Source organism: Ornithinimicrobium pekingense DSM 21552 (assembly GCF_000421185.1).
In the GTDB taxonomy this organism is placed as follows: Bacteria; Actinomycetota; Actinomycetes; order Actinomycetales; family Dermatophilaceae; genus Ornithinicoccus; species Ornithinicoccus pekingensis.
This window is the reverse complement of record NZ_ATWJ01000010.1, coordinates 188,140-202,234: the sequence shown is the minus strand read 5'-3', so window position 1 is coordinate 202,234 and position 14,095 is coordinate 188,140. Positions and strand designations below refer to the sequence as shown.

General features: G+C 73.9%; 16 protein-coding genes. 9 read left to right on the top strand and 7 right to left on the bottom strand.

Translation table 11 applies throughout. The annotated features are described in order from the left end of the window. Positions 1-29: 29 nt before the first annotated feature. Both nhaA and K330_RS24300 read left to right on the top strand, forming a co-directional pair. Positions 30-1,355 (top strand): Na+/H+ antiporter NhaA, encoded by a 1,326-nt coding sequence (gene nhaA, locus K330_RS24305; RefSeq protein WP_420329250.1) that lies wholly within the window; start codon positions 30-32, stop codon positions 1,353-1,355. After that, positions 1,237-1,959, top strand: coding sequence for a DsbA family protein (locus K330_RS24300; protein WP_420329251.1), 723 nt, complete (start codon positions 1,237-1,239; stop codon positions 1,957-1,959). The genes nhaA and K330_RS24300 overlap by 119 nt, the downstream gene beginning before the upstream one ends. On the opposite strand, the gene K330_RS0110605 is transcribed toward K330_RS24300, so the two are convergent. The 4 genes from K330_RS0110605 to K330_RS20640 all read right to left on the bottom strand — a co-directional run bounded on the left by K330_RS0110605 (position 1,918) and on the right by K330_RS20640 (position 4,256). Next, entirely contained in the window at positions 1,918-2,685 is a 768-nt protein-coding gene (locus K330_RS0110605; protein ID WP_022921807.1) for an SDR family oxidoreductase, read from the bottom strand. The genes K330_RS24300 and K330_RS0110605 overlap by 42 nt on opposite strands. 83 nt (positions 2,686-2,768) lie before the next feature. Then, the gene (locus tag K330_RS0110600) at positions 2,769-3,551 is read right to left on the bottom strand and encodes an SURF1 family cytochrome oxidase biogenesis protein (protein ID WP_022921806.1); all 783 of its coding nucleotides are present in this window, start codon (positions 3,549-3,551) and stop codon (positions 2,769-2,771) included. 1 nt (position 3,552) lies between these two features. Then, entirely contained in the window at positions 3,553-3,789 is a 237-nt protein-coding gene (locus K330_RS0110595) for a hypothetical protein (RefSeq protein WP_022921805.1), read from the bottom strand. Further along, the gene (locus tag K330_RS20640) at positions 3,786-4,256 is read right to left on the bottom strand and encodes a DUF3099 domain-containing protein (RefSeq protein WP_156875776.1); all 471 of its coding nucleotides are present in this window, start codon (positions 4,254-4,256) and stop codon (positions 3,786-3,788) included. The genes K330_RS0110595 and K330_RS20640 overlap by 4 nt, the downstream gene beginning before the upstream one ends. A 28-nt stretch (positions 4,257-4,284) precedes the next feature. Between K330_RS20640 and fabG the strand changes: the two genes are divergently transcribed. Then, positions 4,285-5,019, top strand: coding sequence for a beta-ketoacyl-ACP reductase (gene fabG, locus K330_RS0110585; protein WP_022921803.1), 735 nt, complete (start codon positions 4,285-4,287; stop codon positions 5,017-5,019). A gap of 53 nt (positions 5,020-5,072) precedes the next feature. Beyond that, positions 5,073-5,828 carry an enoyl-ACP reductase FabI gene (gene fabI / locus K330_RS0110580; RefSeq protein WP_022921802.1) on the top strand — a complete coding sequence of 252 codons (756 nt, stop codon included), beginning with the start codon at positions 5,073-5,075 and terminating at the stop codon, positions 5,826-5,828. A 9-nt stretch (positions 5,829-5,837) separates the two neighbouring features. On the opposite strand, the gene K330_RS0110575 is transcribed toward fabI, so the two are convergent. Next, on the bottom strand, positions 5,838-6,881 hold the full coding sequence (locus K330_RS0110575) for a lipid II:glycine glycyltransferase FemX (protein ID WP_022921801.1): 1,044 nt from the start codon (positions 6,879-6,881) through the stop codon (positions 5,838-5,840). Positions 6,882-7,025: 144 nt separating this feature from the next. On the opposite strand from K330_RS0110575, the gene K330_RS20635 reads away from it, so the two are divergent. Next, positions 7,026-7,232, top strand: coding sequence for a hypervirulence associated TUDOR domain-containing protein (locus K330_RS20635; protein WP_029202549.1), 207 nt, complete (start codon positions 7,026-7,028; stop codon positions 7,230-7,232). Positions 7,233-7,240: 8 nt separating this feature from the next. Next, a complete protein-coding gene (gene arr, locus K330_RS0110565) occupies positions 7,241-7,675 on the top strand; it encodes an NAD(+)--rifampin ADP-ribosyltransferase (protein ID WP_022921799.1) in 435 nt (144 codons plus the stop codon). 13 nt (positions 7,676-7,688) lie between these two features. On the opposite strand, the gene glgC is transcribed toward arr, so the two are convergent. After that, the gene (gene glgC, locus K330_RS0110560; protein ID WP_022921798.1) at positions 7,689-8,939 is read right to left on the bottom strand and encodes a glucose-1-phosphate adenylyltransferase; all 1,251 of its coding nucleotides are present in this window, start codon (positions 8,937-8,939) and stop codon (positions 7,689-7,691) included. A gap of 66 nt (positions 8,940-9,005) precedes the next feature. Here glgC and glgA point away from each other — a divergent pair, with 66 nt between their 5' ends. From glgA to pntB, 3 genes are read left to right on the top strand one after another with little or no spacing between them, the layout of a single operon-like run. Then, positions 9,006-10,241 carry a glycogen synthase gene (gene glgA / locus K330_RS0110555; protein WP_022921797.1) on the top strand — a complete coding sequence of 412 codons (1,236 nt, stop codon included), beginning with the start codon at positions 9,006-9,008 and terminating at the stop codon, positions 10,239-10,241. A 35-nt stretch (positions 10,242-10,276) separates the two neighbouring features. Further along, positions 10,277-11,857, top strand: coding sequence for a Re/Si-specific NAD(P)(+) transhydrogenase subunit alpha (locus K330_RS0110550; protein ID WP_022921796.1), 1,581 nt, complete (start codon positions 10,277-10,279; stop codon positions 11,855-11,857). After that, positions 11,854-13,293, top strand: a complete 1,440-nt coding sequence (pntB, locus tag K330_RS20630) for a Re/Si-specific NAD(P)(+) transhydrogenase subunit beta (RefSeq protein WP_022921795.1) — start codon at positions 11,854-11,856, stop codon at positions 13,291-13,293. Before K330_RS0110550 ends, pntB begins: the two co-directional genes overlap by 4 nt. A 6-nt stretch (positions 13,294-13,299) precedes the next feature. Here pntB and K330_RS0110540 read toward each other — a convergent pair whose 3' ends face one another. Continuing rightward, the gene (locus K330_RS0110540) at positions 13,300-14,067 is read right to left on the bottom strand and encodes a hypothetical protein (protein WP_156875775.1); all 768 of its coding nucleotides are present in this window, start codon (positions 14,065-14,067) and stop codon (positions 13,300-13,302) included. Positions 14,068-14,095: the final 28 nt, after the last annotated feature.

Here is a 14,095-nt window from a genome sequence, read left to right as displayed (position 1 = left end):
CGGTGTCCCCGGACGTGGAGGTGGCCGACATGACGCGGGTCCCCGACAGCCGGCGCCCCGCCGGGCAGAGCCGCCCGCGCCGGGCGCTGGTCGGCCAGCTGTCCGCACCGCTGCGCTCCTTCCTGGCCACCGAGGCCGGCGGCGCGAGCCTGCTGCTCGTGGCGACGGTGCTCGCCCTGGCCTGGGCCAACTCCCCGTGGTCGGCGGCCTACGAGGCGCTGTGGCGCACCGAGGCCGGGGTGCGGCTCGGCGGGTACGAGCTGTCCATGGACCTGGCCCACTGGGTCAACGACGGTCTGATGGCCGTGTTCTTCTTCGTCGTCGGGCTGGAGGTCCGGCGTGAGCTGGCCATCGGCGAGCTGACGGACCGGCGGCGCGTCGCCATACCCCTGCTTGCCGGCGTCGGCGGCATGGTGCTGCCCGCCCTGCTCTACCTCCTTCTCGCCCCGGGCGGGGAGGCCACGCGTGCCTGGGCGGCCGTCATCGGCACCGACACGGCCTTCCTGCTCGGTGCGCTCGCGGTGGTCGGGCCCCGGGTCTCCACCCAGCTGCGCGTCTTCCTGCTGACGCTCATGGTCATCGACGACGTGGTGGCGGTGACCTACATCGGCGTGGCCTTCTCCGGCGCCCTCGACCCGGTGGCCCTCGTGCTGATGGCGGTGCTCGGCGCGGCCCTGGCGGCGCTCAGCCGGCTGGGGGTGTGGCGCACCGCGCCCTACGCCGTGGTCGGGGTCGCCCTGTGGGTCGCCACCCTCGAGGCCGGGCTGCACGCCTCCATCGCCGGCATGGTCGGCGGGCTCCTCGTCGGGGCCAGCCTCCCTCGACGAGAGGTGGTCCAGGGGGTCGCCGAGCGCGTCCGCGCCTTCGTCCAGTCGCCGGTGGTGCAGGTGGGGCGCTCGGCGCGCGCCGAGCTGGAGCGGTCGATCTCGGTCAACGAGCGGCTGCAGGCGGCTCTGCACCCGTGGTCGAGCTTCGTCGTCGTGCCGGTCTTCGCGCTGGCCAACGCGGGCGTGGACCTGCGTGACGGCGTCCTGGCGCAGGCCCTCAGCTCCCGCCTGACGTGGGCGGTCGTGGTCGGTCTCGTCCTGGGCAAGTTCGTCGGCATCGGGGTCACTGCCCTGCTGGGTGTGCGGGCCGGCGTCGGGCAGCTGCCGGTCGGGGTCGGGCCGGGTCACGTGCTCGGGGGGGGCGGCGCTGTCGGGCATCGGTTTCACCGTCTCCCTGCTCGTCGTGGGGCTGGCGTTCGAGGACCCGTCGCTGCGCGACCAGGCGACCGTGGGCGTGCTGCTCTCCGCCGTCCTGTCCACCGCGCTGGCGTGGGTGACCTTCCGGCTCGCGGCGGTCTGGCGCGGTGAGGGGGACGCGGACCTGCCGCGCCGCCTGGCCCGGCCCGTGGACGAGCAGGTCGACCACCTGCGCGGGCCTGTGGACGCGCCGCTGACCCTTGTCGAGTACGGCGACTACGAGTGTCCCTTCTGTGCCCGCGCCACCGGGGTGGCCGAGGAGCTGCGCCGCCGGTTTGGCACCGAGCTGCGCTACGTCTTCCGGCACCTGCCGCTGCACGACGTGCACCCGCGCGCCGACCTGGCCGCCCGGGCCGCAGTCGCCGCCGACCTGCAGGGGCGCTTCTGGCCGATGCACGACCTGCTGTTCAGCCACCAGGACGCCCTCGACCCCGACGACCTGTTCGGCTACGCCCGGGACCTGGGCCTGGACGTCGACCGGTTCGTGCGTGACCTGGACAGCCCCGGGGTCGCCGCCCGCGTCCGTGACGACGTCGCCAGCGCCGAGGCCAGCGGTGCCCGCGGCACGCCGACGTTCTTCGTCGGGGGCACGCGGCACGTCGGTCCCTGGGACGCGGTGACCCTGGCCCACGCGCTGGAGGCGCTGCGGCAGGGGCCGGCGGAAAGGCCGGCCTCAGAGGGCGCGGGTGGACCCGCCGTCGACGGTGACCACTGACCCCGTCATGTAGGAGGCCATCGGCGAGGTCACGAACGCGGCCACGGCGCCGAACTCCTCGGGCTGGCCGTAGCGGCGCAGCGGGACGGCACCGGCCATCCGCTCCCGCAGGGCCCCGGGGTCGTCCGCGCCGGCCTCGAGCTCTGTGACCCGGTCGGTCTCGAACCGCCCCGGCAGGAGGACGTTGACGCGGTGGCCGCGCGGTCCGTGCTCGTCGGCCAGGGTCTTGGCGACCATGGCCAGGCCGGGCCGCAGCCCGTTGGAGATCGCCAGCCCGGCCAGCGGGGCCCGCACCGACGTCGACAGCACGAGCGTCACGGCGAGAGGTGCGCGGGCGTGCTCCAGCGCCGTGCGGGCCAGCCGCACGGCACCGAGGAAGACGCTGTCGAAGGCGGTGCGCCACTGCTCGTCGGTGGCCGCAGAGGCGGTCGCGCCAGGCGGTCCGCCCACGCTGACGACCACGCCGTCCAGCCGCCCGTAGTGGTCGTCGGCGGCAGCGAGCAGCACCTCGGCGCTGTCCTCGTCGGCCAGGTCCGCGGCCACGCCGACCGCGGTGCCGGGCCCGACCTCGCACAGCTCGCGCGCGGCCCGCTCGACGGCCTCGGCCGAGCGCGAGGAGACGACCACGTCGGCCCCGTCGCGCACAAGCTGCTCGGCGGTGGCCCGCCCGAGCCCGCGCGAGGCTCCGGTCAGGACGTAGACGCGGCCGGCGAGTCCGAGATCCATGCGCCCATCGTGCCAGCACGGCTCGCGCGCCCCGTGCCCGGTGGGTCCGCCGGCGGACGTGCGGCCCCGGGGACGTCGCTAGGCTACACGTCCTCCTCGTCCCAGATGCGCACCTTGCGGGGCCGGGTCTGCCGGGCGGGCTCACCGGTCTCGTCGCGCGCCTGCTGGCGGGCCATGACCAGGACGAGGACGACCCCGACCGGCACGGTGATCCACCACTGCAGGGCGTAGGCGAAGTGCGACCCCAGGCGGGTGTCGGGGGCGGCGAGCGCGGCCGGGCGCTCGGCGGGCGGGTCCTCCGACTCCAGGATGAGGTAGGCCTGCACGAGGTCCAGGCCGGTGGCCTCCTCCAGCCCGCTCAGGTCGATGGAGGCCAGCTGACCGGCGGGCAGGTCGCGACCGAGGTCCGGCTCGGAGGGACGCAGCCAGCCGGTGACGGTCACCTCGCCGGCCGGGGGCGGTGGCACCTCCGGGCGGGTGGCCGCCGTCTGCCCCGAACGCACCCAGCCGCGGTCGACCGCGACGGCCGTGCCGTCTGCGAGCACGAGGGGCACGAGCACCTCATACCCGAAGACGCCCTGCTGGGGCCGGTTGCGCACCAGGTGCTCGGCGTCGGCGTCGTAGGTGCCGGTCGCGCGCACGCGCCGCCACTCGTCCCCCGGCGGGAGGTCGCTGCCGGGCCCGGGCAGGACCTCCTCGAGGGCCACCGGGGGTGCGCCGTAGTTGGCCTCGACGAGGTCGCGCCGGTCCGCCTTGTCCTCGTAGCGACCCCACTGCCACAGGCCGAGGCCGCTGGCGAGCACGCCGAAGAGCACGGCCAGCAGGAGATAGGCGATCCACCGGGGACGCCTCAGGACCCGGAGCACGTCAGCCGTCAGCCTCCGTCAGCGCCTCCACCGGGACCACCTCGATGAGGAAGCCCCTGACCTGGACGAAGCTGCGCAGGTGGTCGCGGTGCTCCTCGCACGCCAGCCACACCTTGCGCCGGTCCGCCGTGTGCAGCGAGGGGTTGCGCCACACGACCGCGTCCGTGGCGGCGCTGCGGCACGCCTTGGCGCTGCAGACCAGCCCGTCGGCCGCGCGGCGCGCGTGGGCGCCGATCACGAGGCCTCCCGGTGGCCGTCCGCGTCGGCGGGCCCGTGCCGCCCGGGGGAGGCCGGGTCGGAGTGGGGCGTCTCCCGGCTCGAGACCACCGTGCCCCGGATCTGCTCGCCGCGTGGCTCCGACGGCGCGGGTGTCTCCTCGGTAGCCCGGGGCGCGGGGCCCAGGCCCTGGACGGGGGAGACGGGCGTGGCGTCCTGCGTGGACGTGCCCCGGCGGTCGACGGCGTTGGCGACGCCCACGGCGATCGAGGGGATGACGGTGGCGAGGACGGCGAGCACCACACCCAGCGCGACGTAGCCGTTGAGCAGCAGCCACACCGCCACGGGGAACCCGGCGATGCGCAGACCCATGGCCACCAGGTAGTTGCGCATCCGCCGGTGCCGGTCCTCCTCGACCGACAGGCGCGCGGTCGTCACGGCCTGCACCGGGCGGCGCCCGGAGCCTGAGCGTGACGGGGTGGTGGGCACCTGTCCACGATACGACTACGGTGTCCCCGTGAACGACTCGACCACCGCAGCCCCCCAGCCCCAGGCCGTCCTCGTCACGGGCGGCAACCGCGGGATCGGCCTGGCGATCGCGCGCAGCTTCGCCGAGGCGGGCCACGACGTGGTGGTCACGCACCGCAGCGGGCAGCCTCCGGAGGGGCTGCGCGGCGTCGTGTGCGACGTCACCGACACCGCGTCCGTGGACCGGGCCTTCACCGAGGCCGAGGAGATCCTCGGGCGCCCGGTGGAGGTCCTCGTCGCCAACGCCGGCATCACCAAGGACGGCCTGCTCATGCGGATGAGCGACGAGGACTTCGACGCCGTGCTGGACACCAACCTCACCGGCGCCTTCCGCTGCGCCCGCCGTGCGGTCAAGGGCATGATCCGGGCCCGGCACGGCCGGATCGTGCTGATCTCGTCGGTCGTGGGCCTGCTCGGCGGCGCGGGCCAGACCAACTACTCCGCGTCCAAGGCCGGCCTCGTCGGGCTGGCCCGCTCGATCACCCGCGAGCTGGGCGGCCGGGGCATCACCGCCAACGTCGTGGCTCCGGGCTTCATCGAGACCGAGATGACCGAGCAGCTCTCGGAGGACCTGCAGAAGTCCTACCGGGCCAGCATCCCGGCCGGCCGGTTCGCGACGGCCGACGAGGTCGCCCGCGTGGTGCGGTGGGTCGCCGGGCCCGACGCCGCCTACGTCAGCGGCGCCGTCATCCCCGTCGACGGCGGCCTGGGGATGGGTCACTGACCCCGGCCACGCCGCTGCCGGGAACCGCCGGGGGCAACGACTAGAGTCTGCCCATGCTCATGGACGGCAAGAAGCTGCTCATCACCGGTGTCCTCATGGACAGCTCCATCGCGTTCCACGTCGCCCGGCTCGCGCAGGAGCAGGGCGCCGAGGTGGTGCTGACCTCCTTCGGGCGGACCTTCCGGATCACCCAGACCATCGCCAGGCGGCTGCCGAAGCCGGCGCCGGTCATCGAGCTGGACGTCACCGACACCGAGCACCTCGCGACCCTCGCCGACCGCGTCGGTGAGCACACCGACCACCTCGACGGGGTCCTGCACTCCATCGGCTTCGCACCGCGGGGCGCCTTCAACTTCATGGAGGCCCCGTGGGAGGACGTCTCCACGGCCGTCCACGTCAGCGCCTACTCGCTCAAGGCGCTCGCCGCCGCGTGCCTGCCCCGCATGAGCGAGGGCGGCAGCGTCGTCGGGCTCACCTTCGACGCCCAGTACGCCTGGCCGATGTACGACTGGATGGGGGTGGCCAAGGCCGCCTTCGAGGCGACCAACCGTTACCTCGCCCGCGACCTGGGGCCCAGGGGGATCCGCGCCAACCTCGTCTCCGCCGGCCCCATCGCCACGACCGCCGCCAAGTCGATCCCGGAGTTCGAGCAGTTCGCCCGGTGGGGTGAGCACGCGCCGCTGGGGTGGGACGTCAAGGACCCGGTGCCCGCCGCCCAGGCCTGCGTCGCGCTGCTGTCGGACTGGTTCCCGGCCACGACCGGGGAGATCGTGCACGTCGACGGCGGCTACCACGCCACCGGGTTCTGACCGCGCTGCTCACCAGAAGGTGTCACCGGGCTCGCGCCGCTGCAGCCTGCCCACCACGCGCTCACCGACCCGCTCCCACACCGCATACCTGCGTGGGCGGAGGACGAGGTCCCAGGCGCCGACCCAGTCGGTGACCTCCTTGTGGAAGTTGCGCTTGAACACGCCGATGTTGTGCCGCAGGTCCGAGGGGTCGTCCACCCTGGTGGAGTGCGGGGTGCCGACGAGGTCGTAGACGCGGGCGCCACGCTCGACGGCCCATCGCATCGCCTCGTACTGCACGAGCTCGCTGGCCCCGCGAACCGGGCGCTCCCGCAGGCTCGCGCCCTCCTTGTAGGCGGCGACCTTCCCCAGGCAGGTCGCCAGCGCCCAGGCGATGGGGCGGTCGTCGTGGTAGGCGATGACCGGCTGGGCCACCCCGGCACGCACCATCGTGCGCCAGGAGCTGACGAAGTAGTCCTTGCCGCGCACCCCGAGCCCCTGGTCGCGGATAACGCCCTCCCACAGGCCCCACATCTGCTCGTAGGTGGTGTCGTCGTCCGGCGCGTGCACCACCTCGACACCGTCCCTGACCGCGCGGCGCACCTGGTTGCGCATCTTCGAGGGGTATGCGGCGAGCAGGTCCTCGGTCGACGACGGCAGCGGGAAGAGCACCGTGGAGGAGGAGGGCTGGACCGGCTCGGTGCGCACCAGGCCCATCTCCTCCAACGCCCTGACGGCCTGCGGCGTCTCACGGATCTCCGGCTCCGTGCGCACGAAGACCACCGCCTCGCGGCGGGCGGCGGCGCGCAGGTCGCCGACGATCGGTCCGAGCATCCCGGCGTCCGCGACGCAGGGCCCCTTGGGCAGGTACCACACCGTGCCGAACCCGGGCGCCCGCTTGGCGTGGAGGGTCATGGCCACGCCGTGCGAGACCGCGTAGCGCGGCTCCCACCGGGCCATCCGCTTGACCTCGCCGAGGGCGTGGCTCTGGAAGATGTTGCCCCCGTTGGGGGTCGCGGCGATCCGCGCGTCCCACTCTGCCGGGGTCGGCGCGTCGACGAAGCTCAACGCCATGGGTCCAGACCTCCTCGGAGGAGCGCGGCCGGACGGCCTCCTGCTGCGACACGATGGCACAGGCCCGGGATGTCGGCACCACGGTCCGGCACCTGCGGTCGTCCCCGGTCGACGCGCGGGCCGGAGGCGACGACGATGGGGTCCATGGCGTTCAGCAAGGGCGACCGGGTCGTCTGGAACACACCGCAGGGGCGGACCGAGGGGACGGTGGTCGAGCGACGGACGTCCGACTTCCAGCTCGACGGGCAGAAGTTCACCGCCAGCGAGGAGGAGCCCGCCTACGTCGTGGAGTCCGCCTCCAGCTCCAAGCGGGCGGCCCACAAGGAGTCCACCCTCACCCGGAGGAGCTGAGCACCGGCATGAGCGAGGGCGCAGAGCCGGTGCCGTTCGAGGTGTACCGGGCCGGGGTCTACCTGCACGGCACCAAGGCAGACCTTGCGGTCGGCGACCTGGTGATGCCGGGGCGGGAGTCGAACTTCGAGGGCGGGCGCGTGATGAACCACGTCTACCTCACCGAGACGCTGGATGCGGCGACCTGGGGCGCGGAGCTGTCCGCCGGTGAGGGGCCGGGCCGGATCTACGTGGTGGAGCCGACGGGCGACATCGAGGACGACCCCAACGTCACGGACAAGAGGTACCCGGGCAACCCGACCCGCTCCTACCGGTCCCGGGACCCGCTGCGGGTGGTCGCAGAGCTGACCGGTTGGACCGGGCACCCTCCCGAGCGGGTGCAGGCCATGCGGGACGGGCTGGCCGCGCTGCAGCGGGAGGGCAGGGCACAGATCGACGACTGAGCTGCGAGCGCCCTCAGCCCTCGATGACCGTGCCCTTGCCGACGACGGTGATGCCGGAGTCGGTGACGGTGAAGCCGCGCGCGAGGTCCTCCTCGCGGTCGACGCCGATGTGGACCCCGGCCGGCACGAACACGCCCTTGTCGATGATCGCCCGGTGGATCTGGCACGAGCGACCGATCTCGACGCGGTCCATCAGCACCGAGTGGGTGACGTGGCTGAAGCTGTGCACCTTCACCCGGGGCGAGAGGACCGAGTCGCTGACGGTCGAGCCGGAGATGACGCACCCGGGGGAGACCGCGGAGTTGACCGCGTGCCCGATGCGGTCGCCGGAGCCGTGCACGAACTTGGCGGGCGGGTGCGGGCCGTAGTTGGTGTAGATCGGCCACGCCTCGTTGTAGAGGTTGAAGACCGGGTGGATCGAGATGAGGTCCATGTGCGCGTCGTAGTAGGACTCGATCGTCCCCACGTCGCGCCAGTAGGCGTGGTCGCGCTCCGAGGCGCCCGGGATGTCGTTGTCCTTGAAGTCGTAGACCCACGCGTCGCCCTGGTCGACGAAGGCCGGGACGATGTCGCCGCCCATGTCGTGCTTGGAGCCCTCGCGCTCGGCGTCGGCCCGCACCGCCTCCTCCAGCGCGTCCGCGGTGAAGACGTAGTTGCCCATCGAGGCGAAGACCTCCTCGGGGCTGTCGGGCAGGCCACGGGGGTGCTCGGGCTTCTCGAGGAACTCACGGATGCGACGCGGGTCGTCCTCGTTGACGTCGATCACACCGAACTGGTCGGCCAGCGAGATCGGCTGCCGGATGGCGGCGACCGTGCAGGCGGCACCGGTCTCGGTGTGCTGCTGGACCATCTGGGCGAAGTCCATCCGGTAGACGTGGTCGGCACCGACCACCACCACGATGTCGGGCCGCTCGTCGTGGATGAGGTTCAGGCTCTGGTAGATCGCGTCGGCCGACCCGGAGTACCAGTGCTTGCCCACCCGCTGCTGCGCCGGCACCGAGGCGACGTAGTTGCCCAGCAGCGTCGACATCCGCCAGGTCTTGGTGATGTGGGCGTCCAGGGAGTGCGACTTGTACTGCGTCAGCACCACGATCTTGAGGTAGCCCGAGTTCACGATGTTCGACAGGGCGAAGTCGATGAGGCGGTAGATGCCGCCGAAGGGCACCGCCGGCTTCGCGCGGTCGGCGGTCAGCGGCATGAGCCGCTTGCCCTCGCCGCCCGCCAGGACGATCGCCAGGACCTTCTGCCTGCCTCGTTGCGCCATGTGCCCAACCTAGGGGCATCCGCGCTGGTCTGGCGAGGGGAGCGGCCCTCTGGCTAGGTTGAGGGCGTGCGCATCGACATCCTGAGCCGTGAGTACCCGCCGAACATCTACGGAGGGGCGGGTGTCCACGTCGCCGAGCTGACGCGGGCCCTCCGCGGTCTCGACGGGGTCGAGGTGCACGTGCGCGCCTTCGACGAGCCGGTGGAGGAGCCCGGCACCCAGGGGTATGCGGTGCCCGCCGGCCTCGAGGAGGCCAACGGGGCCCTACGCACGCTCGGGGTCGACCTGCTCATGGCCCGCGACGTCGCGGCCGGGGGAGCCGACCTCGTCCACAGCCACACCTGGTACGCCAACCTCGGCGGTCACCTGGGTGGCCTGCTCGCCGGCATCCCGCACGTCGTCAGTGCCCACTCCCTGGAGCCCCTGCGGCCGTGGAAGGCCGAGCAGCTCGGCGGCGGCTACGGCATCTCCTCGATGGCCGAGAAGGTCTCCTACGAGGGCGCGGCCGCCATCATCGCCGTCTCGGCGGGCATGGGCCGCGACATCCTCTCCGCCTACCCCTCCGTCGACCCCGACCGCGTGCACGTCGTGCACAACGGCATCGACTCCGAGCGGTGGCAGCGCGACACCTCTGAGGACGCACGGACGGTCGTGCGCTCGCACGGCCTCGACCCGGACGCCCCGACCGTGGTCTTCCTGGGGCGCATCACCCGGCAGAAGGGGCTGCCCTACCTGCTGCGGGCCCTGCGCCGGCTCGACGACGACGTGCAGGTCGTGCTGCTCGCCGGAGCCCCCGACACCCCCGAGATCGAGCGCGAGGTCATCGCCCTGGTGGACGAGCTGCGCTCCGACCGTGGGCCCGCGGCGGCGCCGGTGGTGTGGATCGGGCAGATGCTGCCGCGCGACCAGGTGGTCGCCGTGCTGTCGCACTCCTCGGTGTTCGTCTGCCCGTCGGTCTACGAGCCGCTGGGCATCGTGAACCTCGAGGCGATGGCCTGCGGGCTGCCGGTGGTGGCCACGGCCACCGGCGGCATCCCCGAGGTCGTCGTCGACGGCGGGACGGGCTGGCTCGTCCCGATCGAGCAGGTCACCGACGGCACCGGCACGCCGGTGGACGAGGACCGCTTCGTCGCCGACCTCGGCGACGCCCTGGTGGCCTCACTGGCCGACCTCGACGAGGCCCGGCGTCGTGGCGAGGCGGGCCGGCGCCGCGCCGTGGAGGACTTCTCCTGGTCCTCGATCGCCGAGCGCACGCTCGAGGTCTACCGCGCCGCGGTGGAGGGTCGGCCCCCGCGGCTCTGAGCAACCATCGTCGGCGTCCAGGCGAAGGAGCCCACGTGCTGATCGGCATACCGAAGGAGTCGGCCCCCGGCGAGACCCGGGTGGCCGCCACGCCCCGGACCGTCGGCCGCCTGCTGGCGCTCGGGCACGACGTGGTCGTCCAGGCCGGCGCGGGGGAGCGCGCCAACTTCCCGGACGAGCTCTACGCCGGCGCCGGTGCCTCGGTCGAGCCGGGCACGGCGGCGTGGCGCGCCGACCTGGTGGTGCGGGTCCTGCCACCGGACACCGAGGAGGTGGCGCTGCTGCGGCCCGGTGCCGTGCTGGCCGCCCAGCTGAGCCCGGCGCACCGCCCCCAGCTCCTCGAGTCCCTCGCCGAGCAGGGGGTGACCGCGCTCGCGCTCGACGCGGTGCCGAGGATCTCGCGGGCCCAGTCCCTCGACGTCCTCTCCTCGATGACCAACATCGGCGGCTACCGCGCCGTCGTCGAGGCCGCCTACGAGTACGGCTCCGTCTTCACGGGCCAGGTCACCGCCGCCGGGACCGTGCCGCCCGCGCGGGTCTTCGTCATCGGCGCCGGCGTCGCCGGGCTCGCCGCGGTCGGCACCGCCGTCAGCCTCGGGGCGGTCGTGCGCGCCTTCGACGTCCGACCCGAGGTCGAGGAGCAGGTGCGCTCGCTGGGCGCCGAGTTCGTGGCGGTCCCCCTCGGGGACCGGACGGCCGGCGCGGACGGCTACGCGCGCGAGCTGGACGCCGACCTCCAGGCGCGGGTCCTTCAGGTCTACGCCCGCGAGTGCGTCGAGGCGGACATCGTCATCACCACCGCCCTGGTCCCTGGACGCCCGGCGCCACGCCTGGTCAGCGCCGAGACGGTCGCCCGGATGCGCCCGGGCAGCGTCGTCGTCGACATGGCCGCCCGCAACGGCGGCAACTGCGAGCTGACGCAGCCCGGCCGGGTGGTGACCACCCACAACGGGGTCAGGGTCGTCGGCTACACCGACCTTCCCGCCCGGCTGCCGACCCAGGCGTCCCAGCTCTACGGCACCAACGTGGCCAACCTCGTCGCGCTGCTCACGCCGGGGCAGGACGGCCGCCTCGTCCTCGACCTCGACGACGAGGTGCAGCGCGCGCTCACGGTGACCCACCAGGGCCGGGTGACGTGGCCGCCCCCGCCGGTGAGGGTCTCGGCGGGCACTCCCGCCGCCCCGGCCAGCACCCCGGACGACGCCGCGGCCCCGACGGCGGGCCAGGCCCCGCCGCCCGCCGGCCCCGCGGCCGCGCGTAGCGCCCCCCGCCGGACAGCCGTGGCGACGGGCCTGGCCGTCGTGCTCCTCGGACTCCTCGCCGGCGTCTCCCCGCCTGAGCTCGTCGCCCACCTGACGGTCTTCGTCCTGGCCGTCATCGTGGGGTTCTACGTCATCCGCAGCGTCACCTCCGCGCTGCACACGCCCCTGCTGGCCGAGACCAACGCGATCAGCGGCATCATCCTGGTGGGGGCGCTGCTGCAGGTGGGCAGCGAGGACCTGCTCGTCCGGACCCTCGCGCTGGCCGCGACCGTCGTGGCCAGCATCAACGTCGTCGGCGGGTTCGCCGTGACCGGGCGGATGCTGCGCATGTTCACCCGCCAGGACGCCGCATGACCGGGCACCTCGTCCAGGGCGCCTACCTCGTGGCCGCCGTCCTCTTCGTGCTCTCCCTCGCGGGCCTCTCCCGGCACGAGACGGCACGCCGGGGCAACACCCTGGGGGTGACGGGTATGGCGCTCGCGCTCGCGGCGACCGTCTGGCTGGCGGCCGAGCGCGCCGCCCGGCCCGGGCTGACCCTCGTCCTCATCGGCCTCGCGATGGCCGCCGGGGCCGCCGTGGGGCTGTGGCGCGCCCGGGTGGTGCAGATGACGGGGATGCCGCAGCTCGTCGCCACCCTGCACAGCTTCGTCGGTGTCGCGGCGGTGCTCATCGGCTACAACGCCTACCTCGCGCCGCCACCGGCCGGCAGCGGCGCGGAGACGGCGACCCACCTCGTCGAGGTCTTCCTCGGGGTCCTCATCGGCGCCGTGACCTTCTCCGGCTCTGTCGTCGCGGCCCTCAAGCTCAGCGCCCGCATCTCGGCCAACCCGCTCGTGCTGCCGCGCCGGCACCTGCTCAACCTGCTCGCGCTCGTCGCCTCGGCGCTCCTGCTGGGGTGGTTCCTCGGAACGCACGGCGTCCTCCCGCTGCTGCTCATGACCGCGGTGGCGCTGGGCCTCGGCTGGCACCTCGTGGCCTCCATCGGCGGCGGCGACATGCCGATCGTGGTGTCCATGCTCAACAGCTACTCCGGATGGGCCGCGGCCGCTGCCGGCTTCCTGCTGGGCAACGACCTGCTCATCATCACCGGCGCCCTCGTCGGCTCCTCCGGCGCCATCCTCAGCTATCTGATGTGCCGGGGAATGAACCGCTCGTTCCTGTCCGTCATCGCCGGCGGGTTCGGCAGCGAAGGTGTGCTCCCCGAGGCCTCGGACGTCGCGGGGGAGCACCGGCAGAGCAGCCCGGCGGAGGTCGCCGACCTGCTGCGCACCGCCCGGTCGGTGGTCGTCGTGCCCGGCTACGGCATGGCCGTCGCGCGGGCGCAGCATGCCGTCGCCGAGCTCACGGCCCGCCTGCGCGCCACGGGCACCCAGGTGCGCTTCGGCATCCACCCGGTGGCCGGCCGGCTCCCCGGGCACATGAACGTGCTGCTGGCCGAGGCCCGGGTCGCCTACGACATCGTCCTTGACCTCGACGAGGCCAACGCCGTGCTCCCGGACGCCGACGTGGTCCTGGTCGTCGGCGCCAACGACACCGTCAACCCGGCCGCTGTCGAGGAGCCCGGGTCACCGATCGCAGGCATGCCGGTGCTGGAGGTGTGGCGAGCGCGCGAGGTGGTCGTGCTCAAGCGCTCGATGGCCAGCGGCTACGCCGGCGTGGCCAACCCGCTCTTCGTCCGCGCCAACACCCGGATGCTCTTCGGCGACGCCAGGGAGGCGCTCGCGGCCGTCACGCAGGCGCTGGGCCCCGCAACCGACGAGCAGCAGGCACGGCCCGGGCTGACCCGCTAGGCCGACTCAGGAGCGGTAGGCCAGGTGGAGGGCCGCGGCGTTGGCGGCGTCGGACAGCGCACGCGAGGCGGAGGTCTGCAACCGCCGCAGCACCTCGCTGCGGCGGCTCACCGAGGACGCGTCGACGGACGCCGTCGCGGTGCCCAGGCCGGCGTCGGCGAGGCTGAGCACCGTGCCGGCGAGCTGCAGCACGCGCAGCGCGCGCCCGGGCAGGCCCTCCGGCAGACCCCACAGCAACGCCCCGCCCGCGGCCGCCCGTGCCCCGGCTGCTCCCCGCTCGGCGACCGCGCCGAACGGCGGCGCCCCGGCCCGCCCGAGCTCCTCGGTCAGGACCGCCAGCTCCTGCCGCAGCGCCAGCTCCGTCTGGCCGAGGTCGAGCGCCTCGATCCGGTGGGTCGCCACCGGCTGCGCGTCGTAGCGGGTCCACCGGGACAGCCACCCCTCGTCCCCCACGGGACCGAAGACCTCCAGGTCGGGCACCAGGGCACCCCCGACGCCCGGCACGAAGACACACTCCTCGGCGCGCGAGGCGTGCGCAGCGAGCTCGGCCGGGCCCTGCGGCATACCCGTCAGGTCACCGGGGCGGGGGAGCGCGACGAGCACGGTGCGCTCGCCCAGGTCGGCCCAGACCCGCACCGTCTCGACCAGGCCGAGGCACTCGTCGATGTCGGGGAGGGCACGTCGCGGCAGGTCCGGGGCGGGCAGGCGTCCGCCCAGGACGGCGGTGGCCCACAACGAGACGCGCACGCACGCGGGCAGCTCCTGGTGTGGCATGTCGCCGATGGTAGGCAACGACCGGCTG

Excerpts from the sequence above, each read along its gene's own strand:
- K330_RS0110540 (WP_156875775.1), bottom strand. The coding sequence starts at position 14,067 with ATGCCACACCAGGAGCTGCCCGCGTGCGTGCGCGTCTCGTTGTGGGCC.
- K330_RS0110605 (WP_022921807.1), bottom strand. The coding sequence starts at position 2,685 with ATGGATCTCGGACTCGCCGGCCGCGTCTACGTCCTGACCGGAGCCTCG.
- pntB (WP_022921795.1), top strand. The coding sequence starts at position 11,854 with ATGACCGGGCACCTCGTCCAGGGCGCCTACCTCGTGGCCGCCGTCCTC.
- arr (WP_022921799.1), top strand. The coding sequence starts at position 7,241 with ATGAGCGAGGGCGCAGAGCCGGTGCCGTTCGAGGTGTACCGGGCCGGG.
- K330_RS0110575 (WP_022921801.1), bottom strand. The coding sequence starts at position 6,881 with ATGGCGTTGAGCTTCGTCGACGCGCCGACCCCGGCAGAGTGGGACGCG.
- nhaA (WP_420329250.1), top strand. The coding sequence starts at position 30 with ATGACGCGGGTCCCCGACAGCCGGCGCCCCGCCGGGCAGAGCCGCCCG.
- K330_RS20635 (WP_029202549.1), top strand. The coding sequence starts at position 7,026 with ATGGCGTTCAGCAAGGGCGACCGGGTCGTCTGGAACACACCGCAGGGG.
- fabI (WP_022921802.1), top strand. The coding sequence starts at position 5,073 with ATGCTCATGGACGGCAAGAAGCTGCTCATCACCGGTGTCCTCATGGAC.
- glgC (WP_022921798.1), bottom strand. The coding sequence starts at position 8,939 with ATGGCGCAACGAGGCAGGCAGAAGGTCCTGGCGATCGTCCTGGCGGGC.